This is a genomic window from Ruegeria sp. AM4, from assembly GCF_056540665.1.
This window is the reverse complement of record NZ_JBQFXD010000005.1, coordinates 1-26,855: the sequence shown is the minus strand read 5'-3', so window position 1 is coordinate 26,855 and position 26,855 is coordinate 1. Positions and strand designations below refer to the sequence as shown.

General features: G+C 55.7%; 28 protein-coding genes and 2 pseudogenes. 6 read left to right on the top strand and 24 right to left on the bottom strand.

Annotated features, from left to right (window positions below):
* Positions 1–2 precede the first annotated feature (2 nt).
* Complete coding sequence (locus ACR0JA_RS11345; RefSeq protein WP_480575144.1) at positions 3–1,184, bottom strand: ABC transporter substrate-binding protein; 1,182 nt, start codon at positions 1,182–1,184, stop codon at positions 3–5.
* 312 nt (positions 1,185–1,496) lie between these two features.
* On the opposite strand from ACR0JA_RS11345, the gene ACR0JA_RS11340 reads away from it, so the two are divergent.
* Genes ACR0JA_RS11340 through ACR0JA_RS11330 form a run of 3 tightly spaced genes read left to right on the top strand, consistent with a single transcriptional unit; the run spans position 1,497 to position 3,782 of the window.
* On the top strand, positions 1,497–2,036 hold the full coding sequence (locus ACR0JA_RS11340) for an SRPBCC family protein (protein ID WP_480574302.1): 540 nt from the start codon (positions 1,497–1,499) through the stop codon (positions 2,034–2,036).
* Positions 2,002–2,967, top strand: a complete 966-nt coding sequence (locus tag ACR0JA_RS11335) for a YncE family protein (protein ID WP_480574299.1) — start codon at positions 2,002–2,004, stop codon at positions 2,965–2,967. Before ACR0JA_RS11340 ends, ACR0JA_RS11335 begins: the two co-directional genes overlap by 35 nt.
* Positions 2,964–3,782, top strand: coding sequence for a quinoprotein dehydrogenase-associated SoxYZ-like carrier (locus tag ACR0JA_RS11330; protein WP_480574296.1), 819 nt, complete (start codon positions 2,964–2,966; stop codon positions 3,780–3,782). Before ACR0JA_RS11335 ends, ACR0JA_RS11330 begins: the two co-directional genes overlap by 4 nt.
* A 1-nt stretch (position 3,783) precedes the next feature.
* On the opposite strand, the gene ACR0JA_RS11325 is transcribed toward ACR0JA_RS11330, so the two are convergent.
* The 7 genes from ACR0JA_RS11325 to ACR0JA_RS11295 all read right to left on the bottom strand — a co-directional run bounded on the left by ACR0JA_RS11325 (position 3,784) and on the right by ACR0JA_RS11295 (position 10,028).
* Positions 3,784–4,338: a PQQ-dependent catabolism-associated CXXCW motif protein gene (locus tag ACR0JA_RS11325; RefSeq protein ID WP_480574293.1), complete on the bottom strand. Its 555-nt coding sequence runs from the start codon at positions 4,336–4,338 to the stop codon at positions 3,784–3,786.
* Positions 4,335–5,177, bottom strand: a complete 843-nt coding sequence (locus tag ACR0JA_RS11320; protein ID WP_480574290.1) for a substrate-binding domain-containing protein — start codon at positions 5,175–5,177, stop codon at positions 4,335–4,337. Before ACR0JA_RS11320 ends, ACR0JA_RS11325 begins: the two co-directional genes overlap by 4 nt.
* The gene (locus ACR0JA_RS11315; protein WP_480574288.1) at positions 5,161–5,664 is read right to left on the bottom strand and encodes a c-type cytochrome, methanol metabolism-related; all 504 of its coding nucleotides are present in this window, start codon (positions 5,662–5,664) and stop codon (positions 5,161–5,163) included. Before ACR0JA_RS11315 ends, ACR0JA_RS11320 begins: the two co-directional genes overlap by 17 nt.
* A gap of 69 nt (positions 5,665–5,733) precedes the next feature.
* Entirely contained in the window at positions 5,734–7,536 is a 1,803-nt protein-coding gene (gene xoxF5, locus ACR0JA_RS11310; protein ID WP_480574285.1) for a lanthanide-dependent methanol dehydrogenase XoxF5, read from the bottom strand.
* 132 nt (positions 7,537–7,668) lie between these two features.
* Positions 7,669–8,064, bottom strand: a complete 396-nt coding sequence (locus ACR0JA_RS11305) for a c-type cytochrome (RefSeq protein WP_480574282.1) — start codon at positions 8,062–8,064, stop codon at positions 7,669–7,671.
* A 16-nt stretch (positions 8,065–8,080) separates the two neighbouring features.
* On the bottom strand, positions 8,081–8,914 hold the full coding sequence (fghA, locus tag ACR0JA_RS11300) for an S-formylglutathione hydrolase (protein WP_480574279.1): 834 nt from the start codon (positions 8,912–8,914) through the stop codon (positions 8,081–8,083).
* Position 8,915: 1 nt separating this feature from the next.
* Positions 8,916–10,028, bottom strand: coding sequence for an S-(hydroxymethyl)glutathione dehydrogenase/class III alcohol dehydrogenase (locus ACR0JA_RS11295; RefSeq protein WP_480574276.1), 1,113 nt, complete (start codon positions 10,026–10,028; stop codon positions 8,916–8,918).
* A gap of 164 nt (positions 10,029–10,192) precedes the next feature.
* Here ACR0JA_RS11295 and ACR0JA_RS11290 point away from each other — a divergent pair, with 164 nt between their 5' ends.
* On the top strand, positions 10,193–10,807 hold the full coding sequence (locus ACR0JA_RS11290) for a hypothetical protein (protein ID WP_480574273.1): 615 nt from the start codon (positions 10,193–10,195) through the stop codon (positions 10,805–10,807).
* A 29-nt stretch (positions 10,808–10,836) separates the two neighbouring features.
* A complete protein-coding gene (locus ACR0JA_RS11285; protein WP_480574270.1) occupies positions 10,837–11,616 on the top strand; it encodes a pentapeptide repeat-containing protein in 780 nt (259 codons plus the stop codon).
* Between the two features lie 4 nt (positions 11,617–11,620).
* On the opposite strand, the gene ACR0JA_RS11280 is transcribed toward ACR0JA_RS11285, so the two are convergent.
* Positions 11,621–12,652, bottom strand: a complete 1,032-nt coding sequence (locus ACR0JA_RS11280) for a quinoprotein relay system zinc metallohydrolase 2 (protein WP_480574268.1) — start codon at positions 12,650–12,652, stop codon at positions 11,621–11,623.
* Between the two features lie 122 nt (positions 12,653–12,774).
* On the opposite strand from ACR0JA_RS11280, the gene ACR0JA_RS11275 reads away from it, so the two are divergent.
* The gene (locus tag ACR0JA_RS11275) at positions 12,775–13,587 is read left to right on the top strand and encodes a quinoprotein dehydrogenase-associated SoxYZ-like carrier (protein ID WP_480574265.1); all 813 of its coding nucleotides are present in this window, start codon (positions 12,775–12,777) and stop codon (positions 13,585–13,587) included.
* 20 nt (positions 13,588–13,607) lie between these two features.
* On the opposite strand, the gene ACR0JA_RS11270 is transcribed toward ACR0JA_RS11275, so the two are convergent.
* The 15 genes and pseudogenes from ACR0JA_RS11270 to ACR0JA_RS11200 all read right to left on the bottom strand — a co-directional run.
* Positions 13,608–13,958, bottom strand: a complete 351-nt coding sequence (locus ACR0JA_RS11270) for a hypothetical protein (RefSeq protein WP_480575141.1) — start codon at positions 13,956–13,958, stop codon at positions 13,608–13,610.
* A gap of 32 nt (positions 13,959–13,990) precedes the next feature.
* The gene (locus ACR0JA_RS11265) at positions 13,991–14,665 is read right to left on the bottom strand and encodes a hypothetical protein (protein ID WP_480574262.1); all 675 of its coding nucleotides are present in this window, start codon (positions 14,663–14,665) and stop codon (positions 13,991–13,993) included.
* A gap of 45 nt (positions 14,666–14,710) precedes the next feature.
* Entirely contained in the window at positions 14,711–16,966 is a 2,256-nt protein-coding gene (locus ACR0JA_RS11260) for a hybrid sensor histidine kinase/response regulator (protein WP_480574259.1), read from the bottom strand.
* A gap of 2 nt (positions 16,967–16,968) precedes the next feature.
* Positions 16,969–18,126 (bottom strand): FIST N-terminal domain-containing protein, encoded by a 1,158-nt coding sequence (locus ACR0JA_RS11255; RefSeq protein ID WP_480574256.1) that lies wholly within the window; start codon positions 18,124–18,126, stop codon positions 16,969–16,971.
* 9 nt (positions 18,127–18,135) lie between these two features.
* Positions 18,136–18,855, bottom strand: a complete 720-nt coding sequence (locus ACR0JA_RS11250; RefSeq protein WP_480574253.1) for a response regulator — start codon at positions 18,853–18,855, stop codon at positions 18,136–18,138.
* Positions 18,856–18,965: 110 nt separating this feature from the next.
* Positions 18,966–20,147: a hypothetical protein gene (locus tag ACR0JA_RS11245; protein ID WP_480574251.1), complete on the bottom strand. Its 1,182-nt coding sequence runs from the start codon at positions 20,145–20,147 to the stop codon at positions 18,966–18,968.
* Complete coding sequence (locus ACR0JA_RS11240; RefSeq protein ID WP_480574248.1) at positions 20,144–20,818, bottom strand: hypothetical protein; 675 nt, start codon at positions 20,816–20,818, stop codon at positions 20,144–20,146. Before ACR0JA_RS11240 ends, ACR0JA_RS11245 begins: the two co-directional genes overlap by 4 nt.
* Positions 20,815–21,714: a vWA domain-containing protein gene (locus ACR0JA_RS11235; RefSeq protein ID WP_480574245.1), complete on the bottom strand. Its 900-nt coding sequence runs from the start codon at positions 21,712–21,714 to the stop codon at positions 20,815–20,817. Before ACR0JA_RS11235 ends, ACR0JA_RS11240 begins: the two co-directional genes overlap by 4 nt.
* Positions 21,711–22,673, bottom strand: a complete 963-nt coding sequence (locus ACR0JA_RS11230; protein ID WP_480574242.1) for a VWA domain-containing protein — start codon at positions 22,671–22,673, stop codon at positions 21,711–21,713. The genes ACR0JA_RS11235 and ACR0JA_RS11230 overlap by 4 nt, the downstream gene beginning before the upstream one ends.
* Complete coding sequence (locus ACR0JA_RS11225; protein ID WP_480574239.1) at positions 22,666–23,037, bottom strand: hypothetical protein; 372 nt, start codon at positions 23,035–23,037, stop codon at positions 22,666–22,668. Before ACR0JA_RS11225 ends, ACR0JA_RS11230 begins: the two co-directional genes overlap by 8 nt.
* On the bottom strand, positions 23,034–23,912 hold the full coding sequence (locus ACR0JA_RS11220) for a DUF58 domain-containing protein (RefSeq protein WP_480574236.1): 879 nt from the start codon (positions 23,910–23,912) through the stop codon (positions 23,034–23,036). The genes ACR0JA_RS11225 and ACR0JA_RS11220 overlap by 4 nt, the downstream gene beginning before the upstream one ends.
* A 23-nt stretch (positions 23,913–23,935) precedes the next feature.
* On the bottom strand, positions 23,936–24,892 hold the full coding sequence (locus ACR0JA_RS11215; protein WP_480574233.1) for an AAA family ATPase: 957 nt from the start codon (positions 24,890–24,892) through the stop codon (positions 23,936–23,938).
* Between the two features lie 84 nt (positions 24,893–24,976).
* The gene (locus ACR0JA_RS11210) at positions 24,977–25,903 is read right to left on the bottom strand and encodes a hypothetical protein (protein WP_480574230.1); all 927 of its coding nucleotides are present in this window, start codon (positions 25,901–25,903) and stop codon (positions 24,977–24,979) included.
* A 48-nt stretch (positions 25,904–25,951) separates the two neighbouring features.
* Positions 25,952–26,236: pseudogene (locus ACR0JA_RS11205) on the bottom strand (DDE-type integrase/transposase/recombinase); the annotation flags it as partial.
* Positions 26,237–26,768: 532 nt separating this feature from the next.
* Positions 26,769–26,855, bottom strand: a pseudogene (locus ACR0JA_RS11200) (IS5/IS1182 family transposase); the annotation flags it as partial.

Genomic DNA, 26,855 nt, shown 5'->3' with positions numbered 1-26,855 from the left:
GGTTATTCAAATGCCTGACAGCTGGATTCCGTCCGATCCAATCCCATCGTATCGAGCGGTGAGACCTGGTGCAGAAACCCCTCTTGCGGGCTGACACTGACGGTGATCGATCCGTCATACAGAAGGATCGGTTGGCGCAACTGCCCATTCCAGTCGCGGAACGTTACCTTTTGCCCTTTGAAGGCGGCCAATTCGAATTCGTCCGACAAGGCATAGTCACGCACTCCATCGGGGTCAGCTGTGCTGGCACGGGTCACGGCCTCGCCAATCACACGCAGCGCAAGCCAAGTGTTGTAGTCCTCGGGCTGAACATATCGGCCGGTCAGTTCCTCGAAACGGGTCTGGAACTGGGTTGCCCCCCATGCCTCATGGGCACCGTGAAACGTCGTCGGGCGCAACCCGCCTGATCCCATCACCGGGCGCGGAGTCCACAGGTGGTAAGACAGGTAACGCCCGAAGTAATCGGTTTCGTCTGCAGCAATCACCACATCATGATCTCGCACGTCCTGCGTATCCAGTGGCAATTGACGCTGAACCAGAACATGACCGGAATCCGTCCGCCGAGAGCCTCCGGTATCCGCAAAGATTCGATCCTCGGCAATCTTTGCGCCAAACTTGGTAGCCGCGCGGCGATAGGCATCTGCCAGTTTCACGTCTTCGGGGTTTGAACCGGCCAGCAGGAACCAATCCCCCCATTTTTTCCAGACCGCAAACTGCGCCACTGCATCGGCTGTCATGGCACGGGACGGCGCAATATGCAGCAGGTTGCCGCGACAGTTTACGTCCCGCAAATCGATATCCGGTGCCGATACATTGAACACCAGCACCCCGGCCTCAGCCGCCTTATCCGTCAGGCGTAAAATGTCGGGGGCTTCGGCCATCAGAACGATCAGGCGTACCCCGTCGGCGATGATCTGATCCATCGCGGCGTCGGCCTCTTCCGGCGAAACTGCAACGGTTGCAGTTTCATAGGTATGCCCCAGAAATCCGCCGGTGGTGCCGTTATCCTCATCCCCAAGCGCGGCACCGGCAAAGCCCAGATCGTCCGGCTTCAGATCATAGCGTGAGATCGGCAGAAGCGACGGATAGTCGATCCGCAGCACCGCAGCTTTCACATCGATCGCCGCCGCTGTCACTGCGGACATACACCAGAAAAGCGCCGCAAACAGCGGCAGCACGCGCATAGTCAAGATGCCCTCCCGTTGACCGAAAGATCAGGCTGGCTCATCAAGGTCGAAACGCCCCAAGAACGGAACCGATACTTTTGGCCGTGTTGTAAAACAAAGCCTATCAGCTTCATGATTAAGCTCGATTCTTATTTTATAAGAATGCGCGTATGCGGTTGATCTTGCTATGGTTTCCCGCGACCGACTGCGTTTTTGCAGGGGGGTCGTATAGGGTGGCCGTTTCAGTGTGTTTGATTGTTGGAATTGACAGGGAACGCACGATCGGGAGACGGGCCAACGACCGCCAAGCGCATTCAGGGAGGATACAGAATGAATCGACGAGTGCTTCTTGTGACGACCGCGGCGCTATTGGTTCCGGGCATGGTTTGGGCGCACGGACCAACTCGGCAAAAGGTCACGTTGACCGCCGAAGTCGCGGCCTCACCCGAAGAGGTCTGGACTGTCGTCGGGAACTTCGATGACATGTCTTGGCATCCCGCGGTGTTCTCGACCGAAGGCAAAGGCGGCAATGAGATTGACGCGACGCGGTTGCTGACGCTGGGTCAAGAAGATGGGCCGACGATTGACGAAGTCCTTTACAAATTCAGCGACGATAAGATGAGCTATTCCTACCGGATCACCGATGTCGCGGTTGAGGTACTGCCAGTAACCAATTACTCGTCGCATTTGACAGTCAAACCGCGTGACGGGGGCGGTTCGATCATCGAATGGCGCGGGGCCTTTTATCGTGGCTATCCAAACAATGACCCGCCAGCCGAATTGAATGATGAGGCCGCCATCGCCGCCGTGACCGGAGTGTATCAGGCCGGACTGGATGCGCTGGTCGAGCGTTTTGGTGCGGCAAGCTAGCCGATTGTTCACGTTGCTTGCGGCGATCTCTTCTAGCATGGCGCTGGCAGAGACGGCGTTCATCACTTGTCAAAACGGCGAGGAACTCAGCCGGATTGATCTTTCCGAAATGCAGGAAACCGCCCGTTGGCCCCTGCCCGGCAAGCCTGCGGGCGTGGCCGCTGGGTTGGACGGAACGCTGTTCACCGTGTCCCCGGACAGCAAAACGGTGCGGCGCTTGTCTTCTGAGACCGGTGAGACGATAGCGCAGGTTGTACTGGATGGTGGTCCCATCGGGATCGTGCTGGACTCGACAGGTGGACGGGTATTTGTGTCGGATTGGTACAACGCCCGTCTTTGGGTGCTGGACGGTGAAAACCTGGAGGTTCTGACAGAGTTGCCAACAGGCACCGCGCCGGCCGGGATCGCGATTTCAGCCGATGGTCGTTTTCTGGCGTCGGCTGATAAGGACGCGGATCAGGTGTCCGTATTTGATGCCGACACCCTTCAACTTTTGCACCACATCCCGGTTGGTACCCGACCCTTTGGATTGCGCTTTGCCCCGGATGGGCTGCTGTTCGCCGGCAATGTCGGCAGCAATGATGTCAGCGTTATCGATGTCGAAACTGGCACGGTCACCGCCACGGTTCCGGTCGGCGAACGCCCTTATGGGATCGCTTTCGCCCAGGGTCATGCATTCGTCACAAACCAATATGCAAATACGCTCAACGTTATCTCTCTAAAGACGTTGGAGCATGAAACTCTGATCGAGGTCGGAGAGTATCCGGAGGGCATTGATGCAACCGCCAGCGAGGATCTGGTGGTCGTCGCAAACTGGTTCGACAACACTGTCAGCATCGTGGACCCAAAGGCGCTCTCTGTGATAGAAACGATAGAAACCTGCGACGGGCCGCGTGCCTTTGGCAGCTTTCTGCAAGGAGGAAGACAATGAAGGCTTCTCACCTGATTGCAGCCCTGTTCTGCATGCTGGCTGCCCCGGCCATTGCATCGAATGAAGCATGGGAAAATGTCCGCGCGCTGCTTTACGGCGACCGGCCCATGCAGAATGGCGACGCCTTGATCGCAATTGATGCACCCTATCGCACGCCCGATGATGCGCGGGCAGAGCTGGCGGCGCAGGTCATCGCCCCCCGAGGAACGAACGTAGCAAAAGTGACTTTGGTACTGGACGAAAATCCAATGCCGGTTTCTGCGGTATTCGAGCTGGAAGAACCGCTGCCGAGTTTCTACTTCGACGTGACCATGCGCGTGAACGGCCCAACCCCGATGCATGTCATCGCCGAAACCACGGATGGCCGCCTTTGGGTCTCGGAAACATTCGTCAAAACATCCGGCGTTGGGGCTTGCGCCGCACCACCAGGAACCGATCCGAAATTGGCATTGAAAAACTTGGGAACGATGGAGGCCGAACTGGTCGGTCGTGTCCCTGCGCTGGACACTCTGTCACGCTTATCCAATTTGGGCGCGGATCGCGCCAACAAAATGGATCTTAACATTGATCATCCGTCGCATTCTGGAATGCAGATGGACCAGATTTCTCTTCTGTTCATCCCTATGCGCTATGTCGAAACCGTGGATATTGATCTTGATGGCACTGGTTATGTTCAGATGACCGGATCAATTTCATTGTCTGAAAACCCGAGGGTCGGCATATCCGTCCCAAGCCGTGCGCAAGCGGTTGACGTAACGATGATTGATACGGACGGCACGGTCAGTCACTTGCACAAGAAACTGGCGGGCTTTTAGATCAACCGCCTCCGGTTGCGGGCTGACCCGGAAATGGCTCGACCCGTTCTAATGGGTACCCCCACAAGGCCCAGCCATCGGTGCCTTCGGGGAACCAGTAGACATTGGTATAGCCCCAATCGATTGCGCGTCGGGCCGCGTTCCAACTCATCCAGCAATCTTCGAGGCAGAAGAACACAACTCTACGGTTGACGTCGCCATTGGTTCTGGTCTCTAGCCCGGATCGAAAATAGTCCGCTGTGACGTCTGCGATTGCTCCGTAGCCAACATTGGGCAACCAGATCGTACCGGGGATGCTGTCGCGCGGCTTGTCCCGCCAAATCGTACCCTCGGGGAGATTGGCTGGTTTCGGGGGCTGAGGTAAAACGTCGATGAACGCAGCGCTCTGATCTTGCCAAAGGCCGTGCGCGTCTTCCGGGCCGATGGCTGTGCCGCCGGTTATCTGGTCCGGCACCGGCGCGCGGTAGTTATCCATGCGGTAGTCATTGGGTTCCGGGACGGTTTGCGCCATTGCGGAGGTTGAGAATAGCGCAAATGCAAGAAACGCACGCATCATTGCGACAGGTCCAGAACCTCGGTACCCAGATCATTCACCAGTGGAACACCCGCTTCGGCCAACACAGCATTGATTTCATCCTGATTGCGGCGGATCAACGAATTCAGTTGCCGCTGCCAAACCTTTTCACCCTGCCGCACGCCCATGGTGATGCGATAGAACAGGCGTGGAGGCAGCTCTTCACTGACCAATGGGATAACCCTGAAATCGGGGTAGTCAGCCTTGACCAAAGGTCCGCCCAGCGGACCCCAAAGGATGGCCGCATCAATCTCTCCCGATTGCAGATCATCCAGCATATCGATAGCCGGGCTTTCCACGCGGCGATCGACAAACAGGTTGTAGGGCTTGGCCTGACCGATCAGTCCGTTGCGCGCCATATGCGCCGCCGGAGGAGTACCCGCCACGATCCCGATCTTTCGCCCCTTGAGCGCCGGGTCATTCAATCGATCCACCTGGGCCAGATCGCTGTCCATCGGCACGATGAGCGCATAGGCGGACGTATAGTAGTGATTGGTGTTCTGAACCAACTCATGACCTTGCGCGTAGCCGATCACCACATCGCACCGTTTAGCGGTCAAGGTGTTTCGAATGAACCCCGTCGCTTGGGGAAACCAGACATACTGAACAGGCAATTCCAACTTAGCAGCAATTAGCTCGGCCAGTTGGTTTTCGTACCCCGATCCGTCCTCGGTCGACACAGGGTAGTTGGCGGGGTCCGCGCAAACGCGAAAGGCTGTCTTTGATACCAGGTCAGAAGTTTGGGCCTGCGCAGGCAGCGCCTGACTGAGCCACATGCCAAGTGCAGTCAGAGCAATACAAGCCTTAACCCATGCACGCATCTTCATCCTCGCGGATCACGTCAGATTTCGCCTCTTTTTTGGGTGGGCGACCGCGCGGAATCGCGCCCGATCCATGAGCCTTCAAGTATACGTAGATGTCATCCAGAAAGCACATCACATTCGGGTTGTCGCCAAATCCCGGCATCACCGAGTTTTCAGCGGCGTTCACCACTTGGCGACCGTTCGTAGCGATGTCGACAAAGTCGTAGTAATCCATATCTAACGCCGACTCTTTCAAAGCAGGCGCATAGGTCGAACCTTCACCATCTGGTCCGTGACAAACATGGCATTCCGCGTGATAGCGCCGGAAGCCGGAAAACGTCATCCAGTCCACCGTTCCATCCTCGGCCACGTTGAATGTCGGAATATCGTCTTCGGTGTAGTACCGCCCATCCTCGGAATACGAGACTGCCAGATTATCTGCGACCGCAGCAACAGGAAGGCAAGACACAAGAACAGATGCAAGAAGACGTACAGAGTGGTTCATTGAAAGCTCGTTTCTTTACAGGTGAAAACCGGCGCGGTCCGTTTGGGCCGCGCCGGTCGGTTCTTTGGCTCAGTTCGGCAGCGCGAACACAGTCAACTGACCGCCAAGCGCGGTGTAGTCGCTGAGAGCGGCATAGCCACCCACGGCGCCAAGACCGTCATTCGGGTTGGTCAGACCAGCCGCCAGACCAATTCCGGCCCAGCCACCAACACCCGACAAGATGCCGATATACTGCTTGCCACCTTGCTCATACGTCATGACGTTTCCGATGATGCCAGAAGGTGTTTTGAACTTGTACAGTTCTTCACCGGTTTCAGCATGAACGGCCTTCAGATACCCTTCGAGAGTTCCGTAGAAGACAACGTCACCTGCTGTTGCCAGTGCACCGGACCAGACCGAGAATTGCTCGGGCAGCGACCACTTGATGCTTCCATCAGTGTTGTCCCAAGCAATGAAATTACCCATACCACCATGGCTGTCAGGTGCTGGATACATCGCCAGCGTCGCACCTACATAGGGCTGACCAGCGGTGTAGGACACGCGGAACGGCTCATAATCCATGCAGACATGGTTGGTCGGCACGTACATCAGCTGAGTCTTCGGCGAATAGGCTGCAGGCTGTTGGTCTTTGGTCCCCAGAGCCGCCGGGCAGATACCGGTCGAGTTTACGTCTTCGCCGTTCTGTTCCGTCGAATACTGCGCAACCACAGCCGGACGACCATAGGTGTCGCTGCTGGGATCCATGTCGACGCCGGTTGTCCAGTTCACAACCGGGTCGAATTTTTCGGCCACCAGCAGTTCACCTGTGACGCGGTCCATCGTGTACCCCAGACCGTTGCGGTCGAAATGGGTCAGCAACTTACGCTCGGTGCCATCAATTTCCTGTTCCGTGAGGATCATTTCATTGATGCCGTCATAGTCCCATTCGTCATGCGGCGTCATCTGGTAGAACCATTTGGCGACACCGGTGTCGATATCGCGCGCCATGATGGTCATGGACCAGCGGTTGTCGCCCGGGCGTTGCGCCGGATTCCAAGTCGACGGGTTACCCGTGCCATAGTACATCAGGTTCTCGTCCAGATCCGCCGAATACCAGCCCCAGGTGGTGCCGCCGCCAATCTTCCACTGATCACCTTCCCAGGTATTTGTACCCGAGTCTGCGCCAACCGGTTTGCCAAGATGCGTGGTCTTTTCAGGATCGACGAGGATGTCCGAATCCGGTCCCATGGAATAGGCACGCCAGACCTGCTCGCCCGAGTTCATGTCATAGGCCGTAACCGACCCGCGTACACCGAACTCGCCACCCGAGATGCCTACAATGACCTTGTCCTTGATGGGCAGGACCGTGGCTGTGTTGGTTTCACCAATCGCCGGGTCGCCATTCTGCACTTCCCAAACAACGTCACCGGACTTGGCATCCAGCGCCACAATCTTGGTGTCCGCCTGATGCAGGAAGATCTTGCCGTCCGCATAGGCCACACCACGGTTTACAGTGTCACAGCACATCACCGGAATAACATCCGGATCCTGCTTGGGCTCATACTTCCAGGCGATCTTGCCGTCATTGGCCAGATCCAGAGCATAGACAATGTTCGGGAACGGCGTGTGGACATACATCATGTCGCCAATCACCAGCGGCGAACCTTCGTGCCCGCGCAGAACGCCGGTCGAGAAAGTCCACGCCACCTGCAGATCGCCAACGTTGTCTGCGTTGATCTGATCCAGAGCCGAATAGCGCTGATTTTTATAGTCGCCCGTCTGGATCGCCCATTGTTTCGAGTTCTCCATCTGGGCAACCAGGTCGTCATTGGCATAGGCCGCAGTGGCCAGTGCAATGGCAATCCCGGAGGTCCAAAGCGATAAATTTTTCATTCAATCTCCTCCCTTTCGTGCAGCGTTCTCGCTGCATAGCAACACCTCACCCAGGTCGGATTGCGGTGTCTGTTAATGCTCGTCCGGACCAGCCCTATTCCGGCCAATTCGACGTGCGAGCAATGCGCTCTCTTACGACCCTGGGTCCTCAAAGGTCGCAAGATATGCGATAATATTGACGCGATCGTCTTCTTTTCGCAGACCGGCAAAGGTCATCTTGATCCCCTTCGCGTAGTCGCGCGGTTTTGTTAGAAACGCGTCCAGTTCTTCCGGTGTCCAGACCAGCCCCTCTTCGGACAGTTCGATAAGAGTTGGGGAATAGCCAAACCCCTCAACCATTGCGGCCTGACGCCCAACGATACCGTTCAGCATGGGCCCCACTTTGTTTTCCGCCCCCTCGCCCACAGCGTGACAGGCTTTGCACTTGCGGAAGACTTTTTCACCCGCCTCGGGATCGCCTTCGGCACTGACGAAGGCGGGTGCAAGTATGAGGCAAGTTGCCGTGATTACCGTTCTGAACACTATCATTCTTTCCTTGCGTTTTTCATTGGCTGAGACGTTCGGCGTGCCATTCGACATGGTCGCGCGCAAAACTGTTCACGAAGAAATATGAATGGTCATACCCTTCCTGAATTCTGATCTGACCGGGCTGTCGGCGCTTGGCCATCATGTTGGCCAAAGCTTCGGGTTTGAGTAGATCAAGGAACTGATCATCCGCACCCTGATCGATCAGCAGGTCACCTTTCCATCCGTGTTCTTCAAGCAGCAGAGTGGCGTCATGCTCGACCCAGGTGTTTTCGTCATCCCCGAGATAGCTACTTAGCTGTTTTCGGCCCCAATCCGAGCGTGTCGGATGCGCAATCGGCGCGAATGCTGAGAGAGAGCCGAATTTGTCAGCGTTGCGTATCGCGATCGTAATCGCGCCGTGACCGCCCATGGAATGACCTGTGATTCCATGGCGATCCTGAATCGGGAAATTCTTCAATACGATATCGCGCAACTCGTCGACGATGTAGTCATACATCCTGAAATGCGACCGCCACGGGTCCCGAGTAGCGTTCACATAGAACCCTGCCCCCTGCCCCAGATCATAGGCGTCGTCATCCGCAACGTTGTCGCCGCGCGGAGAGGTGTCAGGAAACACCACAGCGACGCCGTAATCCGCTGCGGCCTCCTGAAACCCGCCCTTGGTCATCGCATTCTCGTGGGTACAGGTCAGACCGGACAAGTACCACAGCACTGGCACCGGCCCGGATCTGGCCTGAGGCGGCAGGTAGATGGCAAACGTCATCTCGCAATCGCATGTCTCGGAGGGGTGAGAATAGACCGTCTGCTCTCCTCCGAAACTGCGATTTTGTGAGATGACCTTTAGATCCATGTCAGTACTCCACCACCGCGCGAATCGACTTGCCTTCGTGCATCAGGTCAAAACCGTGGTTGATTTCATCAAGCGTCAGCTTGTGCGTGATCATGGGATCGATCTCAATCTTGCCGTCCATGTACCAATCGACGATTTTCGGTACGTCCGTCCGCCCCTTGGCACCGCCAAACGCCGTTCCGCGCCACGACCGTCCGGTGACCAGCTGGAAGGGACGAGTCGATATTTCGGCACCAGCGGGTGCAACGCCGATGATGATGCTTTCACCCCACCCTTTATGCGCGCATTCCAAAGCAGTACGCATCACACCAACATTGCCCGTGGCGTCAAAGGTGTAATCCGCGCCACCACTGGTCAGTTCGACCAGATGTGCCACCAGATCACCGTTGACTTTCGAGGGGTTAACGAAATCGGTCATACCGAAATGCGTTGCCATCTCGGCTTTGCCAACGTTCAGATCGACGCCAACGATTTGATCCGCACCAGCCATGCGCAGACCTTGGATTACGTTCAAGCCGATACCGCCGAGACCGAACACAACGCCGCGCGATCCGATCTCGACCTTGGCGGTGTTGATGACGGCTCCGATCCCGGTTGTGACACCGCAGCCGATATAACAAATTTTGTCGAACGGCGCGTCCTTGCGCACTTTGGCCAGCGCGATTTCTGGCACCACCGTGTGATTGGCGAAGGTCGAACAGCCCATGTAATGATGGATCGGCGTGCCATCCAACATGCTGAACCGGGTCGTACCGTCCGGCAACAGACCCGCGCCCTGCGTCGCGCGCACCTTTTGACACAGGTTCGTCTTGGGGTTCAGGCAATATTCGCATTCGCGGCATTCGGGGGTGTAAAGCGGGATCACATGGTCCCCAACCTCAAGGCTGGTAACACCTTCCCCGACCACCAGAACAACTCCTGCGCCTTCATGGCCCAGGATTGCAGGAAATATCCCTTCGGGATCATCGCCCGAACGGGTAAACTCGTCCGTATGACATAGACCGGTCGCCTTCACCTCGATCAGGACTTCGCCTGCTTTCGGGCCATCCAGTTCAACCTCCATGATTTTCAAAGGTTGGCCTGCCGCCACAGCAACCGCCGCGCGTGTTCTCATTTCTGTCTGTCCTCCCTTGCACCGGAATCATTTTCAAACCGGCAGCTTGGGTCGAGTATGAAGGCCAGCCCCTTGTTCAAACAATTAAGACAATGGTGTGTATTGGGTTGAATGGACTTAGGGCGCAGATTTCATGCATAATATCCGCGTGGAGGAGAGCTATGATGTCGAACGGCAAGCTGATGGTTATGGCACTGGCTTGGCTCGGCACGGCTGGTCCAAGCATTGCAGCGGATTTTTCCGACCCAACCTGGCCGTGTATTCAACGCAAAGTCGAAGATCTGTCGCTGGGTCTTATGTGGCCGCACCAGATCAGTGAGAGTGAATCCACACAAAACAGCGCCGACATTGACGAAATCGTCGGACTGCTGGCCCTGAGACGGATCGAACTGGAAGACCTGAAACCCCAAGTCGCGGAGTTTGCAGCGCGCTACAACGGGGATCCAGAAGTATTAGGATTGGTGTTCCAGCGTGTCTTCGACACCTTGTCGAAACGACGCAAGCGCATCATCACCGGGATCGGAGAGTTTTCACTGAATCAGATCGACATGGCCGAAAAAATTGATCTGGCCCGAGTGGAAATGGAGCAAGCTCTGTCTGCTGACCCGCCGGATTATGACCGCGTCGATGCCCTTGAAGAGCAGCTGGACTGGGACCAGTTGATCTATACAGACCGTCAGCGCTCGATCACCTATCTCTGTGAAACACCTCAAATAATTGAGCGCCGTTTGTTTGCGATCTCGCAAATGCTGCAGCAGTTGATGTCAGATCAGGGGTAAAGCGCCAGCCAAAAACACAGGAGGGATACATGAGACCCTTAATGATCATCTTCTTAGCTCTCGCGCCACTATCCGCTCTTGGCCAGTCACCGCTCAGTGGCGTTGACATGACATTGCCTAAAATGACCGAAACGCAGATGACCCGCGCCGATGTTGTCGCCCGGTTGGACACCGCCATGGCCGACCAACCCGCCGATTTCACCCGGGTCTGGCTCAACAATCTGGACTTGTCCGAACTGGATCTCAGCAATGCGATACTAAGGGCGGCGTCAATGAACGGCACGGATTTGTCCGGATCAACTCTCGACGGTGCGATTCTGAGCCAGGCCTGGATGATCGGGGCAAACCTTTCCGGCGCGTCACTTGTTGGGGCCGAGTTGTTCCAAACCCAGCTCAGCAAGGCAGACCTGAGCGACACTGATTTCACAAATGCCAGAACGGCTGCTGACTTCACCAAGGCGAACCTGACCCGCGCAGTGTTCAGAGGGGCAGATTTCTCGGCTGATATGCGCAATCAGTCCATGGGGCTAATGCGCGGCGTCTTAACTTCGGCTCGTGGATCGGACGTAGATTTCACCGACGCGCAAATGTCCCGCGCCGATCTGGAATTTGCCAAGCTGCCCAATGCGAACTTCACCGGTGCGGACATGTCGATGGCCACGTTGGGCGGGGCGGATTTGACCGGGGCTATATTGTCAGGCGCTGATTTTACGGATGCTGATCTAACTGCAACGCGGTTAACGGATATTAAAGGTGCAGATCAGACCAATCTGGACGCTGCAAAAAACCTGAATCGCGCCATTCGCTGATGTACTATTCCCATTCAAGTTCGGTAAACGCGACCGTTGCATTGCGGGGATTGTAGATTTCAAACAACTCCCAATGTCCCGCTTCCTCTTGCGCGATCGTTTCGACTGCATCGCCCAGACGCTGACCGCTGTCGATTGCTGTGCGCGTATCTGTTTCCAGCACTTCCAGATAGCGCAGCATATCCTCTGCACCTTCCGGCCAGGCCAGGAGGGGACCACCATGGCCGGGTACGATTTGAGTAACCTCCAACCCGGTCAGTTTTTTGAGAACACGCTGCCAACCGATCAACTCGCCATCCAAGGCCGGGGTATGCCGATGAAACACCAGATCGCCCGTGAACATGACACCGGAGTTAACATCCATCACTGTCAGGTCATTCCCTGTGTGCGCTCTGGGCCAGGCCCGCAGGATCAGTTTACGCCCACCCAGATCAATCACTTCCTCGGTTTCGACCTCGATATCGACGACAATTGGCCTAACACCCAGATAGGCCTCGGGACCAAGAACAGCGCTCAGGCTTTCGACGTAGTTGCCCAGACGGTCCAGCAGCGCTCTTTCTAATCCCGCATGACCAACAACCTTTGCCCCCGTAAGGGTCAAAGGTGCGGTCCCGAGCGTGTGATCGGGATGCATGTGTGTCAAAATTACGTGACTGACAGGTTTGTCTGTTACCGCCCGAACGGCGCGCCAGATGGCCTCTCCCATCCAGGGAGCAGTTCCCGTGTCGATCACCGCAACACTGTCTTGGCCGATGACAAATCCGATATTCGATATGTCCCCCAGATTGCCCGCTTGGGGCTCTTCTATCAAACCGAGATGCACGAAAAGGCCCGGCGCAACTTCGTCAAAGTTCAGTTTCTGGCCAGCAGGTTGGCAAAAGGGTTCTCCGCTGTGCCCATCGGTAAGCAGCGGGGGTGAGACCTTTAGTCCCTGTTCGCAATCGACCTGATATTCAGCTTCGTAGCCCGGCAAAAGCTGCTCTCTGCAGAGCTCGGTCGCGGTCTGTGCGCACACTAAAATCACAGCTTCGAACATGGGAAACCTCCGCTGTGAACCTTGGCACAGATTGCTGCCGGAACCACACCGCCTTTCGTCGGCATATATTTTGCTGGGGTTTTATGGCATATTCTGCTGCACCGGTTGCCGGAGGAGACAACATGGCCAGAGCACTTGCACCCGCAGCGATCCTTTCATTTGCGCTATCCTTGCCCGCATGGGCGGATCAGCCGGTCAAGAATCCGCTTGTCGACAGCGAAACATGGCAGGACCTGCAATATGACGTGGTGGGAGACGCCCAGATCGGGAACGCGGACACATTGCTTTCGCTGGACGCACCCTACCGGGCGCATGATGCAGCAACGGTGCCCATCGTTTTGAAACAACTTGATCCCAATGCGAAGATATCCACTGCTACTGTGGTGATAGACGAAAACCCGGCCCCAATCGCTGGTGTCTTTACCTTTTCACCGGCCATGGGTGAATTGGATTTCGAAATGCGGGTCCGCGTGAACCAATACTCGAATATCCGCGTGATTGCCGAAACGCCCGATGGGCTTCACATGACTGGCCGGTTTGTCAAAGCCTCTGGCGGCTGCTCTGCTCCGGCCAGCAAAGATCCAGAGGTCGCTTTGGCGTCGATGGGCAAGATGAAACTGCGCAGTTTTGGGCAAGAAGCACAGGTATCGACACCGCGCCGCGAAGCTCAAATCATGATCCGGCACCCGAACTATTCCGGTCTGCAGCGCGATCAGGTCACGCAACTGTTCATTCCGGCGCACTTCATCGACCATATCGAAGTTTGGCAGGGCGAAGAGTTGTTATTCACCATGGACGGCGGCATCTCGATCTCGGAAAACCCTGCTTTCCGGTTTGCCTATAACGACAACGGCACGACCATGTTGACGGTCAAGGCCACAGATACCGAGGGCAATACGTTTGAGAAAGACCTGCCCAAGGCTGCTGCCAGCTAACGGGCGGGTTCGCGTTCAGCTCAGAAACAGACAATTTCAGCTTCGGCCTGTGCGCGGCGCAGATCAGCTACCATGTTATCAGCCAGAACCGCGCTTTTGAAAAACGCCATTCTCTCACCCCCGACCCGGCGCATCGACAGTACGGTTTCCGCCTGTTCGTATCGTTCATAGGGCAATATCGAAGCGATCAGATCAATCGAGCACGAACACCGGTCCAGCATCTCGCGGGTCTGGCCGTTGGTCACCATACATGCGAACACGTAATCCGCGCGCGCTGCGGTCGGGTAATCGTTGAGCCGGTCGGCGACGCTTTGTGCTGACACTGTGATCGGTACAACCAGGAAAGCCGCAACTAAGATGATATAGATCATCCGGTTACGTCTCCATTTATGGTCCGAGGCATTCATTCTCGTCCCTCCTGCACGCCTTCAAACTGTATCTCCGATCGATAAACTGCCGCGCCCTCGCCTTGGGGCCCAGCTTCAGCAACCAGGCGCAGATACCATCCCGGAACCTCCTCTGACACCGTGACGCTGAGGGTAAGATCTCCGAACCCTTGCATGCGGTCCCGGTTCGGATCCTCGGCAAAGGGCCGCATGAGGATGGTCTGTACAGGGATGGTTTTGCCATCGAGCAACGCCTCACCCTTGATAATCTCGGCAGGTTGAACCAGCGCGTCTTTGACGCGGTTTCGGATGTAGAACGGGCTGCCTCCGGCGGACTCAGCCATGTCCCGGATGGCACTTTCATAAAATACCATGATCATCGGATTCCCGACACTGGCCGGAAAGACTCCCATGGCGCGGTGTTTGTCATTTTGGCGAAACTCCAGATGCGCCATTTCAGTTCCATCGTACGCGAAGCTGAGCGCGATATCGCCGGTGTCCCGCTCGGCTGTATCGGCCCGAAGCAGGTTTGTGACGGTGCGCTGGTATAGCAGCTCCTTGTCCCTTGCGATACTGTCCAGAACGCCATCCTGGAACAGCAAATCATAAGCCTGTTCTGAGTCAATCGAGGCCGCGGAGGCTGGATTCAAACTCCACAACGAAAGTGCCAGCCCGCAAAGAAACATTCTCATGATCTTGTCCTCCCATAGATGAGAGTATGGGCTTGTCGGCTCATGTCACCGCCGACTTTTGTCGGTGTCGAGCGTCTTGGTAAAGACGGCGCGCTGAATCTTCCATATGATCAAAGACCGGAGCCGAGGTAGTTTGACCGGTTTTGTCATGACAGTAATCTCAAGACGCAGCCCGTCTTTGCGCAAGGTTTCACTGCGATCCGCAGTGATCAAGATCGCCGGAATCTGGGTCTGCGTCATCTCGCGTATCTGACGAACTGCATTCACTCCGGTTTCACCATCATCCAGTTGATAGTCGGCCAGAATGATATCAGGCGGCATTCCGAAATCTCTTATGAATTGCATGGCTTCCTGCGGTGACTGAGCCGGTAGAACGCTTGCTCCGTTTTGTTCCAGCCACTGCGTAGTGCCGAACAATACATCACGGTCGTTTTCGATCACTAAAACAATGAAATCGAGCGGTACATCGCTCGTGTTTGCAATAAGATCCAGGGGTTCAACGACAGTTTGCCCTGCTTCAACCCTGTCCATTTCGATGCTAAACACCGATCCAATCCCAGGTTTTGATCGCAGCGACAGCTTATGACCCAGAAGTCGGCAGGCGCGGTCCACCACTGACAATCCCAATCCCATGCCGGAACCCAATGGCACGTTTTCCGCCCGTGTAAATTCTTCGAAAACACGTTCCTGATCTTTGAGCGCAATTCCAATGCCAGTGTCCCAGACTTGTAAGATGACCTTGTCACCACGTCTGCGACAGCCCACCAGAACCCGGCCTCCGGATTCGGTATATTGGATGGCATTCACTACGAGGTTCTGGATCGAGCGTAAAAGATAGACCGGGTCAGAGTTGACGATTTCCGAGCACGGAACAACGTCAAGTCTCACGTTCTTGTTTTCGGCAACCAACGTTTGATCGCCCTGTATCCCCGCAATCATCGACGCAAGACTGACATCAGTAGGTGAGACCGTGCGTGGATCAGCCGTTTCGAGCTTTGAGATATCCAGCAATGAATGCAATAATTGTTCGGCAGAGCCGAATGCACCGTCCAGCCGTTCCATCATCTCGTGAAGATCGGACTCACGCGTGATTTCCAACAAAGTGGAAATCATCAGCTTTGCCGCATTGATCGGTTGCAGCAAGTCGTGGCTCGCTGCGGCAAGGAATCGTGTTTTGGAGGATACCGCAGCTTCGGCCCGTTCCTTGGCGACGCGCAACGCCTCTTCCACCCGCGCTTTTTCGTCGTATTCCTTAACCAGCTTGGCGTTTGCATGGGTTAACTCGGCCGTGCGTTCCATGACCCGGTTTTCCAGAGTTTCGGTTGCACGGGCTTCAAGTGTCACGTCTTTGAGTTCGACGAGAAAACCACCATCCGGCAGCTGGTTGACTTGTATGTCCAGAACGCGGTCCGATCCATCGCGCACTCGTTTGCGCAGCCAACCCCGATTTTTCAACTCGTGCTGCCATTTACCGATCCTGCGTTCATCTTCGGCCTTGATCAGCCCGCGCTGCCGCATCAGATCCAGAAGCGTTTTCACAGGTACATTTCCCTGCAAAAAGGAGAGCGGCAGGTTCAGAATCTCCCGAAACCGCGCATTGTGCATCATGATCTGGGACTCTGACGAGAAAGTGCAGACGCCAGAGCTCATGTTTTGAAAAACCGCCTGAAGGTAGTCTTCCTGCCGGTCGATCAGAGTCTCTTTCTCATCGCGGTTCCGACGAACAACCGACGTGATATCAGTGAGAAGTATGACCACATTCTGTACCGACGTGTACTGAGCGCTGAGTTGGTACCAACGGTCGTCGCGCAATTCGATCACGTCGCTTGACACCATACCCGTATGGCAATTGCGTTCCAGTGTATCCAACATGTTCGAGATACCGTGATCAGACGACACGAATTCGCGGCTGCTCTGTACCAATAGAAAGAACCGGCCCAGACTGAGACCCGGCCCGACGATGTCCGACATATCCGGGAAGATCGCCTGAAAAAGCTCGTTACACAGATTCAACTCACCATCAGTAAACAGCGCGAACCCTTCTTCCATGGACGATAGTGCTTTGACGAGGCTCTTTCGTGTTTGTTCGCGTTCGTATCTGGCGCTTTCAAGCTCGGTGGTTGCGCGTTCCAGATCACGGCTCTGCTCCATCACCTGCTGCTGCAACTCGATGGCCGACTGGAATGCCTGAAAGGCTGACGGCCCAACATCCTTTTGGCGATTGGCGCGCCGCATCAGCGCATCAATGATCTTGGCTTGTTTCGAGACCTGAATCTCGAGCGGATCGTCTGGATTAAGCATAGTCAGCTCAGGTCTCGCTTCTCTGGTTCAAAGAAGGCGACCCCCACAAAGGTCTGATTCATGTGTACACCGGATTGCTGCTCTCCGTATGTGTTGAAACCAACCACCCGATGGGATTGCAAAACGTCTGAGACTTGTTTGCTCAACTGCTTCTGTTCGATTTCCAGCTTGCGCAGAATACAATCGAACCCGAGGATAAAATCAGGTGCCGTTCCGGTGTTGTCGCGCACATCCAGCCCGGCCTTGAGCGTTTCGATGATCTCCTTCCCGCGTCCTAAAGTCATGATAAGGCCGTCATCGATCGCCGCGAGAAAGGATAAGGATCCGCCCTCCATCGGTTCGCGAATGGCGCGTACGTAGTAATTCAAATTTTGCCTCAGAAGCAGGGGGTTTTCTGCAAACACCAGCGGTGAAAGTTCCTCGGCCGCACAACCGACCAACCTCGCGTATTCCTGCGCTGCCGGGGCTCCATTTATCTCATAGACTACACGCTCTTCCGGATTGGCGTCGGTGATGATGACCTCTGACCCGATAGGTAGGAAATGATCAAACCCGATGCCTTGAAAGCCAAGGTTGGTTTCGATCAACAACAGGACGGCCGCATTGCTATGTGCCCTGCCGCAGTGAAAAACAAACGTCTCTTCATATTGAAGGCCATCCCCGGCTGAGCCACCAAAAATCGGCAATCCATCCAGAACGGTTTCCAGAGTGGAGACTAGCAAATCTTCTTGCTTGGACAATCCATCGGTGAACACCAGAGCCAGCCTGTTCCATCCTGCCGTATGACGGAATCTTTCGGCCTGACGCTGTGCGGTAGCTGCGATTTCAGTCGAATCCAGCGGTCTGAGTTCTTCGAACAAAATGGACGAGCATCGAAAGTTGGACTTCGGGAAGGCCAGCAGCAATAACGCATCCGATTCATAACCTGATCGCGTTATTTGCCCCGCGGTGGTGCAGCCGAAAACTGGAACACCCGCGAGTCTCCAGTTTAGGCATCGCGACACTTCCGCCGGATCAAGATTGCTGGGAATAAAGGCCAGGACGAAGCAAGATAAGTGACAATCCAATTCCGCACAGGCTTCTTCAACAGCGGTTTTTGGGTCCGAGTTTGCGGAACGGCCAATAGCAATGAAATTCGGTCCGTGCTCCAGATCCCGCATTTGCGCCCCCTAGTGTTGAAGAAAGGATTTAACCTCCGGCTCATGTCGCGACTGACGGGCGACAACCGAATCGACCAGAACAGCCGCTTGGGTCCGGTTGCGCACTCCAAGACGGCGCAACAAAGCGGTGATATGCGCTTTGACCGTCGCCTCAGCCAGCGACAACTCATATGCGATCTGTTTGTTGGATTGGCCCACGCAAATAAGTTTCAGGATTTTGACCTGTTGCGGCGTCAGTGATGAAAGCTCAGGGCTGGATTGATAGACAATGCTCTCTACTGGCTTCGCCTCTTCAACTCGGCTGTATTCGACCGGCACATACCTACGGCCAGAAGCGACTTCCTGAATCGCGATCTTGAGCGTTTGCACAGGCGTATCTTTGGGAAGAAACCCCATCGCACCGTGATCCAGCAAAGATCGCACAAGCTCTGCGGATGCAAGAGAGGAGATAACCAGAACCGGCACCTTCGGACAACGCTGTCGGAACTGTTGAAAACCCGAGATCCCTGTGACGTCTGGCAATTTAAGGTCAAACATGATCAGGTCAGGTTTGAAGCCCTCGCCAAGTATCTCAAATGATTGTGCGAGCGTGCTGGCTTTTTCAATCCGGCAATTCTCGAAACTCAGTTGCAACGCCGCAGCTAGTGCGTCGCTAAACAGCGGATGATCATCAACAATAAGCACGCTGGACACTCGGTCCAACGGTTCAGGGCATCCCGCAGTTTGCATGGCCTCTCCTCCAATGGGAAAAGTACATCATTTCTTGATCAGTTCAACTGTTTCATTTTGATACGTCCAAAAGATTCCATAGATAACAAAAGCTTGATAACTCGGAGGGTCTAATTTTTGAGGAATTTTCTGACAAATTCATTCAAATCAGGTGCCGCTACCTTGGGATCGAACACCTGCCTGTCAAAGTCTCGAATTTGTTCTAGGCGCCCGGATGAGGGTCCGTCCCGACGTAAGATCGCAACAGCAGCTTGTCGCAGCCCGTTTGCGCGACCGGCCTTGGCGCAACCCCGTATATCACGAACTAGAGGATCGAAAACCCTAATACGCTGCAATGCCTTTGAAGCGGCCACTTTATGCCCAGACATGCCTAAAACCAGACCAGCCAGAAAAACGACAGCGGCGATTGCGAAAGTTGGCCAATTCAGCAACGTCACAGGTGGCGCTACCTCCTCGGGGCCGTCAGTGGGCACCGCTCCGGTGACTGTGCCGTATGCAATGCGTTGTGGTGAAATCGTGACCTCGCGAGCTTCGTGCGCGAAGGTGTCGAAATAGCTGAATTGCAGGGGTTCAACAATGCCAGACGTATCGTTAGACGGGCGAATGGTCCAGCGCCAGAATGCATAGGTTACTGGCCCCTCCGGGGTCAATTCGACTAGACGTTTCTCAGGATGCGCGAAGATCAAAGCCGAAGGTGAGGTTAACTCTGGCATCGGCGGGATCATCTCGGGGGTTGCACCCAAAGCCTCCAGCCGGATGACACGCAAGACACCCTCGCCCGGGGCAAGTTGATCTGGTGCATTCGACCACTGGTCCGAGATTTGCAACTTGCGCACCGGAAACCACCAATCCTTCGTGGCCGGGGCTTCAGCGACCTGAAGGGACAGCGGTTCCGATTGAATCTCATGTTCAAACCAGTCGTCATTTTCGTCAGTCAGCGTCAACCGGTGAACGAATGGACCAATCTCAAGCTCGCCCGCCTCGACCGGATAGATTGCCATGCGCCGGGTAAACACTTTGAACTTCCGACCATTGATCCTTTCTTCCGACCAACTGTCCGGCCCAAGCTGTGCCCAGCTAAACCCTTCAAAATCGGGTTGGACAAGTTCCTCACGAGTGATGTGCCGGCGGTAAACACCCCGGATCGTCAAAAGCACCATCTCCCGGGTGAAGGGAACAGAGCCGCTGTCTTCAATGGTAACCTCTAAAGACGCCTCAGATGGCAGCACGGTCTTTGACTGCGCCAGCGCTGGAACTGGGAGAGCGATGAGTAGTAAAACCAACCACTTCATTCCGGGCTCTCCGCTTCAGGAGGGGAAAGACCCAGCTTCAACCTGCGCTTATGTTCCTGCGCGATACGGGCCGCCATGAACTCACCCGGAACATCGGAAAGCTGTTTGAGCCATCGTTGGTCAGCAACCATAAACTTGTCATCAAAGATGCGCCGCACGCCCAGTCGCCCGCGGCTGTCCAATTCCGCCAGTCCCAGCATCGTGTTCGAATTCGTGACCTCACTGCCCGTTCCCGCCGCGCGCGCATTTCCACGGGCCACAAAGCTTTCAGCTTTGGGACCAGACTTGCGTTTCGGGAAAAGGCCCAGCGCCTCTGGCTCGATCTGCTGCCCCGCATAATAGGCGGCCAGCACATCGAAATTTGCCTGAGCATCCGGGTTACCTTTGGCAATGGCCTGATCGTAAGCCTCTAACGCTGCGGCCAATTTACCGTTCCGGGCCTCGGCATTGCCGAGATTGTAGTTGTTTCCGGCGCTTTTGAACGCTTCGGCGGCTTCGTCGAAGTCTCCGGAACGGTATAGGGCGACACCTTGCCAGTTGGGGTCAGATAACAGGTTTGCCGCCAACGGATATAGGCCAATCGCCAAGGCAACGCGCCCAAAGGGGGCGGCACCGCCCAAAGCAAGGGCAAGAACGATACATGCAACACCCGCGACCGCAAGCCATCTCATGCGCGTTCCCTCCAAAACAACAACAAGAGCGGGAGCAATGCGAATATCAACAGATACCGCCCCAGATCGTGCCAGAACAACACCGGATAGTCTGCGCGTTCCAACCGAGTTGCGGCATCATCGGCCAACCAAAGGGCCAGATCATCCGTCTGATCCAACGTAAACACGGCACCACCGCCGACACCGGCATGCGTTTGCGTTTGCGCCGTCGGAGACTGTAGCGACACCAAAGACACGCGCGCACCGCGTGACACAAGAGACGCGACCTGTTGCAGCGAGAGTGAGCCCAATCCGGCTCCGTCCGTGAATATCACCACGTCCCCGGCCAAAATCCCGGCTTCTTCAATCCGTCGGAGCGCCAGTGCGAGTGCCCGTTCAGGACGAGACCCTTTGTCGGGAACGGTTTCTCTGTCGATGAGAGAGAATGTTTGTCCCAATTGGCGGTGATCCGTCGTCATGTCCGTTGCGACATAGGCATCACCTGCAAATACAATGATACCGCCGGGCCGGGATCCAAGTGCGCTGATGCCAAAACGCCCCATACTCAGCATTTGTGGCCAGCGGCTGTCATCCACAACGCTGTCTGAAGCATCTACAAGGAACAGCACGCCATCCAGATTGCGATAGGTTTGCGCGTCGCGCCGTTCGATCGCCGGGCCCGTAAGCGCAATGGCAACGATCCCGCTGGTCAGCAATAAAGCGAACGGCGTGAGCGGGAACGAACCGCCTTCGATCCTGCCAATCGCCGCCATCGCTTTCATAAGCTGAGGGTCGGTAACTCTGTCCCAAGCACCAAACCCACCGGTGCGGGATATTACCCACCAGCCCATCGCGCATAGGAAGAACACGGAAAGCCCCCAAAACGGCCTGAGCAGAGTGACGTCAAATTCACTCATTCCGCCTGCCTCCATGCCGCGATCAGGGCGAGTGCCGCTGCCATTGCTGCGGGCCATATCCAAAAGGATTTGTGGACCTCAGCCGTTAGGCCCGCGCTGTCCGTCGCTTCCAACCGATCTAGCGCTTGCGTCACGTCGATCAGATCATCGGTGGTTTTGACGCGAAAAGGCTCACCGCCCGATACCTCGGCAATCGCGCGCAAAGTCGCCGCATCAACCACTCCGCGTTCACCGACCTCAGCGCTTTTCAGGTCTTTCGGGCCAAGCGCAATTGTGTGAACCCGCACGCCCATTTCAGCAGCCAGTTCTGCGACGCCCCGGGGGTTCGTGGCCCCCGCGTTGTTCACCCCGTCCGATAACAGGATCACAACGCGCGATGCTGCCTGACTGTCAGCGAGCCGCTTCAACGCGAGGCCCAGGCCATCGGATATGTTGGTTGCACGACCCGATATGCCTATCGTGGCCTCTTCGATCCGTCGCGCAACAGCCTCGGTGTCGAATGTGAAAGGCGTGGCGAAATAGGCTTCAGAGCCGAACACAATCAAAGCCACCCGGTCGCCAGCGCGGCGTCGGGCGAACTCGGACCCAACGCTTGTCACTGCCTCCAGCCGGGTGATCTGGCGCCCATCGAGATGAAAATCATCCCGCACCATCGAACCAGAAAGATCCAAAACAATCGCAAGATCCCGCCCGGAAACTTTCAACGCACTGACTGGCTGCAGCTCACGCGGACCGGACAAGGCAAAGACAGTCAGCGCCCAAATGGCCCACAAGATGAGGCGATCCGCCAAGCGATGGTTCGCGGCGTCAACCTGAGGACTTGCCGCTAACAGCATCCCGCCAATGCGATCCGGAACGGGAAACCCGCGTTCAAATACTGGCCGTGGTTTGATCAGACGAACCATCACCAGAGGCAACAGCAACAGAAGCAAAGCCCAGGGATCAGCAAGCTCAAACACCGCCTGCTACCTCATCTTGAAGAGTCTCCAGATCGGGTCCTCCGCCAGGTTTGTAAAGCTCACCCCTGAGTTCAGCATAACGCGTCGGGTTCTGAGCGCGCAGCCTATGTAAAAGCGCCACCTTGCGCCGACCCGCAGACCAACCGGGTTGATCTGAAAATTGTTCGGGCGTTTCCAACGGTTTGTTTGCGGTGACCTTGATACTCAGAAACCGCAGGATGGCAACGCAACCTACCGACGCCAACGCTGCGATCCCGAAGACAACTGCATATTCGGCAAACACCCCGCCCACAGCCTCGGCGGGTAAGTGGATGTCCCGCAGACTCGCCAGCATTGTGGCCTCAGTGAGGGCCTTCTCACTCATGGGACGTATCTTGCCGCAAAGGCCGACGAAATGCGGCGAGAGGTTGCCTCAACCGGGTCGCTGGCGTTCACAACAAGCGCTGTATGCGCAGCAACCTTCTGATAAATCAGCGCATCATCAGTCGCTGTCTTACCAAGATAAACGCGCCTTTGTTGCCCATCTGACAGGCGGATCGGATAACAGCCGCTTGGCATCTCATGTGTTTTGCTTTCAGTCACAAGGACCAGGCGCGGGTTTCGACGATGATCAAGCCGATCCAGCAGATCAGAATACCCATCACCCTGATGATCAAAGCCAGACGCGATAATGATCTCGGACCCTGTGGGCGTCAGCTTTTCAATACCAGTAAGCGACTGCTTCAGCGTCCACCCCTCATCCTCACCGTTCTGCAAGGCGTTCAGACTGCGCGAATGGGCCTGAACCAAACCGCCGATCACATCCAGCATCCCGCGTGTCTTGCCCCGCGGCGGGACTATCACAGATGTATCGATCGAAATCGCCAGCAAGCCCACACGCCCGCCGCTTTCAACCATATGCCATCCGATCAAGGCCAGAGCCTCGGCGGCAGCAACAGAGAGAAACGCCCGCTGCAACCCCCAAAACATCGGTGCGCGGAAATCGGCAACCAACAGGGCGACACGATCCCGTTCCTCTTGAAACTGACGGATATGCAGGCACCCGGTGCGGGCGGTTGTTCCGCGATCCAGATGACGAATGTCATCCCCCGCCACATATTCGCGCATATCCGCAACCTCGATACCCTGCCCACGCTTTCGGGTCAGGAAACCACCCGGCAAAGCCGCCACTGCGGGGTTCTTGTGTTCGCTCAAAGCGATTTGTCGCAAGGCGATCAAGGCATCCGTTGTCAGCCTCACACCCGCATGATCCAACACACCCGTCACAGCGGCTCGACAGCATTCAGAATGTCCGCCACCAGTTCGCGTGGCTTTTTTCCGTCTGCGATGGCCCTCCATGTCAGCACCATTCGATGAGCCAGCGCATCGGGCGCAACAGCGGCCACATCCTCGGGCAAGGCGAAATCGCGACCGCGCAAATAGGCGCGCGCACGCGATGCCGAGGCTAGGGCCAACGATCCGCGGGGTGAGACCGCGTGTTCAATTTGCTCGGCAAACGGACCTTCGCGAGTCGCGGTCACGAGACGCACGATGTAGTCCCGTAATTCCGGTGCTACGTGCACAGCTTGCGCTTCGGCGCGCGCAGACTGCAATTCCGCAAGCGTCATCTGCTGAACTTCTGGCGGCCCATCCTGCGTTTCGGCAATGACCAGATCAAGGATCTGACGCTCGGTTTCCAGATCCGGCAGGGTCAGCACGACGTGCAACAAAAACCTGTCCAGCTGTGCTTCGGGCAAAGGGAACGTTCCGTCATGTTCAATCGGATTCTGGGTGGCAATTACCAAAAAAGGATCAGGCAGAACGTGCGTTTCGTTGCCAACCGTTACCTGATGCTCTGCCATGGATTCCAGCAGGGCAGACTGCACCTTCGGTGGCGCACGGTTGATCTCATCAACCAGCACCAGTGTGTGAAACACAGGCCCCGGAACAAATTCAAAGCGCCCTTCCTGCGGCTGGTACACCGGCGTTCCTGTCACGTCAGAAGGCATCAAATCGGGCGTGCACTGAATTCGGGCAAAACTGCCCTCGACAGCGTTCGACAGCCATTTGACCGCGCGCGTTTTTGCCAGCCCGGGCGGGCCTTCGACAAGAAGATGACCGCCCTCAAGCAATGCGATCAGAAGGGATTCCACCAGATGCTCGTGCCCAACAAGCCCCTGCGACAAATATCCCGTCAATCCAGCAATCGCGCGCGGCGGATTTTTAGGCCTTGTGTCCATATGTCCTCCCATAGACCCCGAGGGCGCAATCCCTGCGATCAGGCTACCCGGAGTCACCCAGCTAGCAAAACACAGCAGATGGTATTACCTGGGCACGCTGACTGATGTTGTGCAGCCTTCGTCGATCAGGGCCGCAAATTGTGGATCAGCCAATGTTTCATCGGTCTGGGCCCAAAGCCGATCATATTGGCGATCGATGTAGTCGATAAAGCCTGGATCAATGGTTTGATCCACAGGAGATTGCGCAACAGCATGCATCATGAAGATATCAAACGCGCAAAGGCCGCTCGGGTTCGAATTCAACAGAGCGCGCATAAAATCGTGCGAGCTCCACGGCAGTCGTTGCAGGTTCACCGGTGTTTCCTGCAGCTTGGACAAGAACCCTGCTGACTTGTCGATAAGCAAGATGTCCATACCAAATGTGAAGGACTGAAACAGCTCTTCCAACAGGATCGATTTGTGAAAGTCTTTCTCAAGCTTTCCAGGGCGATCATGGGCTGGTTGCTTGACCACAATATGGGTCCCCTGCCCCCGACGACCAAAGAATGTCTGCGCCATCGCCGGAGACGTTACCAAATAGGCGCGACCCTCCGGCAGCCCAAGCTGATGTACTTCACTGAGCCAGTTGATATCCGCTGACAGATCGCGGTTGGGAGGGTATCCGGAATACAGCCGCAAGACCACGGTTCTGCCAGTTCCACAGTCCCGTGCCGAAGGACCAGCATACCGCATGGGCGTCGGGTGCCCGAAACTGTGTTTCAGCAACTCTCGAAAGGTATTCAAAACCGCCAGAGTCTGAGGATGCGGCTTTTCGCCAACCACGCATAGCGCTGCGCCGACCAGATCGCGCCCGTTTATATGAACCGGTATTGCCAAGTCGCGCCCCAACATGGCTGAGCGCAATTCATATCCCCATCCTTGCTGGGCAAGCTGGATATAATCGCGCTTATCCGCATGAAGCGCGCCCGCAAAAGCAACAAGCAGTACTATTTGCAACAGAATATAGCGCATTCAATCCCTCATGAGATAAAACGCATCGTATCCAGAATACCCACACTAGCCAAAGCCTTTCAGCATCTTGTTGATGACTTTGATGCCGGATGTGTTCGCACCGCTTTTATCGATGACGATCTTTCGTGGAAGGCCGTTGACTTCCAGCATCCGGGCGAAGAATTTGGTGTCGGCGGGCTTGTTTCGACGCTGCGAAAGCATGAAATCAAGCGTCTTACCGCACTTGTCGACAGCGCGATAGAGATAAACCCGCGCTCCTTTTACCTTGATGTAAGTCTCGTCCATTCTCCAGGATCGGTCGCACGGTCCCTTTCGCCTGCGCGCGACGTCGGCTGTCATTGTGCCCTTAATTGCTGGACGCTGACAAATTGCGGTGTTTTTGCCTCGTTTTTGTGCCCTTAATTCTCGGATATCCACAGGTCACCAACCAGCGACCTCACATACATTCGGTCAAGGGTCCAATGAGCCGCTATACCTGTTTACCTCTGTCTGACACACAACTTATCCCCAGAATACGTGGTCTTGGAATTAAGGGCACAGTCCGGAAATTAAGGGCACAATTTAGGACTGATTTTGCTCAAATTTCTGAAGCCAGCGTCCAGCATTTAAGGGCACAGTGACATCAGTGCTCGCAGTAGCTGCCAGCCAACGACGAGTGGCTCAGTAGTATACATTCAAACTAGAACAGAACCTGCGATTGACCGTTCAGATCAGATCCTTGCGGGTGATCCAGTTCATTACAGGATTGTGTCGATGAGCTAACAGGCGCGTCATCGTATAATGGTTGATGCCGGGGAAGATAATCAGATCATTACGCAGGCCGGCGGCTGACAATTCCTGGCTATAGCGTTCAGACTGACTTAGGTCATGTTGACAAATAGCGGAGCCATATGCGGATTGACGTGATGTCGACGAAGCCGAGGAAGCTTTCAGCAGTTTTGTCGTAACGTGT